This is a genomic window from Aminobacter sp. P4_H6_2, assembly GCF_056400805.1.
The window spans coordinates 1-2,142 of the sequence record NZ_JBFUKO010000805.1 but is presented as its reverse complement, the minus strand read 5'-3'; the positions used below and the strand labels follow the sequence as shown (position 1 = coordinate 2,142).

General features: G+C 58.5%; 3 protein-coding genes. All 3 read left to right on the top strand.

Annotated elements, in window-relative coordinates; all coding sequences use genetic code 11:
- Positions 1–350 (top strand): transposase (locus tag AC1DUU_RS30375; protein ID WP_476787027.1); only part of this gene is annotated, 350 nt, incomplete at its 5' end.
- A 253-nt stretch (positions 351–603) separates the two neighbouring features.
- Positions 604–1,608, top strand: a complete 1,005-nt coding sequence (locus tag AC1DUU_RS30370; protein WP_476787026.1) for an amino acid ABC transporter substrate-binding protein — start codon at positions 604–606, stop codon at positions 1,606–1,608.
- 77 nt (positions 1,609–1,685) lie between these two features.
- The coding region (locus AC1DUU_RS30365; protein ID WP_476787025.1) for an ABC transporter permease subunit at positions 1,686–2,142 on the top strand (457 nt) is incomplete at its 3' end.

Below are 2,142 nucleotides of genomic sequence, written 5' to 3'. Positions count from 1 at the left end.
AGCCAACCTACAAGGCCGTCGCCAACCATAGCGGCAGTGCAGCGATCGTCATACCGCCGCGTGCAAACGCAATCGAGCGGGCAGATACCGAACCTCTCAGCCAGCGGGACCGGCATATCGCGGCGATCAACATAGACGGCCGGATGAAATGGCAGGCTGCGACCAGCTACGGCAAGCGCTCGCTCGTTGAGACCGCGATCGGCCGCTACAAATCCATCATCGGTCGCCGACTGCGGGCAAGATCGTTCCAGACCCAGCAAACGGAAGTCGCCATTGGTTGTGCCGCCCTCAATCGAATGTTGACATGCGCGCGCCCGAAGTCTGTCGGCTACAAGGCGGCCACCGCATAGCCAACGGCATCAAAGATTGAAATCCGTCAGCACCCCGATCAATGCACCAAGGCCGATGTAGACCATTTCTGAGCATGAGAAATAGTTCACGCTGCCTCAGATCAGGATTGAACACAATTATTGTCGATTATCCTGTTGAAGAATTGTCGGCAATTTGATTGGATCACTTTGTTGAAGAGGGAGAGGTCGGCGGTGCATCCGCCAGAACCGCAATGGGAGGACTAAAATGGTAATGTTCCGAAGGGCATGCCGCATGGCGGCGGCTGCCGCTTTGCTACTCGGCTCGTCCGCCGTGGCGGCGCAGGCTGCGTCTACATTGGAGACGGTCAAGGCGCGCGGCAAACTGATCTGTGGCGTTTCGATGGGCACCACCGGCTTTGCCCTCGCCGACGCGCAGGGCAAGTTCGCCGGTTTCGACGTGGATGTCTGTCGCGCCGTCGCCTCAGCCGTATTCGGCGACCCGAACAAGGTCGACTTCGTGATGACCAACATCAACACGCGCTTCCAGGTGCTGCAGTCTGGCGAAATCGACATTCTTTCGCGCCAGACGACAATGACCTACTCGCGCGAGGCATCGCTCGGGATCGATTTCGGACCTGCTGTCTTTTACGATGGCCAGGGTCTGATGGTCGCGAAAAGCCTCGGTATAGCGAGCGCCAAGGACCTTGATGGCGCAGCCGTCTGTACACTGCCAGGCACCACGACCGCGCAGAATCTGGCCGACTTCTTCCGAGCTACGGGCAAGAAGTTCGAGCTGGTAGTTTTCGAAAACCCTGATGAAAACAATAATGCCTTCTTCTCGGGCCGCTGCGATGCGGTGTCGTCCGATCGCTCGGACCTTGCCTCCATTCGCGCAGCCTCGAAAAGTCCAGATGACTACGTGATCTTGCCGGAGACCATCTCGAAGGAGCCGCTGGCGCCGGCGGTGCGCCAGAATGATTCCAACTGGCGTGACATCGTGTCGTGGTCGGCGTGGATGCTCATGGCTGCTGAAGAAAAGGGCATCACCCAGGCCAACGTGGAGGAGCAGMTCAAGAGCGAGGATCCGGAGATCCTGCGGATGCTCGGCGTCACCGACGAACTCGGTCCGATGCTCGGCCTGGACAAGGCGTGGGGCTACAACATCGTCAAGCATGTTGGAAACTATGCCGAGGTCTTCGACCGCAACCTYGGAGAAAAGACGGCTCTCGGTCTGAGCCGCGGACCGAACACGTTGTGGAACAATGGCGGTCTGCTTTATCCGCCTCCGTTCAGGTGAGGTTTTGACGCGATACGGCGCATGTCTGCGTGACATGCGCCGTGTTTCTGGAACAGACCTCTCTGAGGACGGCCGGTTTGTCGCCCACAATCCTTCTAAGAGACCGGCGCGTACGCGAGCTGGCATACCAGGTCGCATGTGTCGCGGCTGTTGTCGCCTGTGGCTGGTATCTGCTTCACAACGCGCTAGGCAATCTCGCCCAGCAAGACATTGCCACCGGGTTCGGTTATCTCGGCCGCGAAGCCGGCTTCATCATCAGCGAAACGCCGATTGCRTATGAACCGAGCGACAGCTATGCGCGGGCGGTGCTGGTCGGCCTGCTCAATACGGTGAAAGTATCGCTGCTGGCGATCGTGCTGGGAACAATCATCGGCACGCTTGTCGGCATTGCGCGGTTGTCGCGTAACCCACTGCTTTCAYGACTCATGCTGGTTTATGTCGAAGCGCTGCGCAATGTACCGCTGCTGCTTTATCTCTTCCTCTGGTATTCGGCGATCATCTTCACGCCTCTGGTATTCGGCGATCATCTTCACG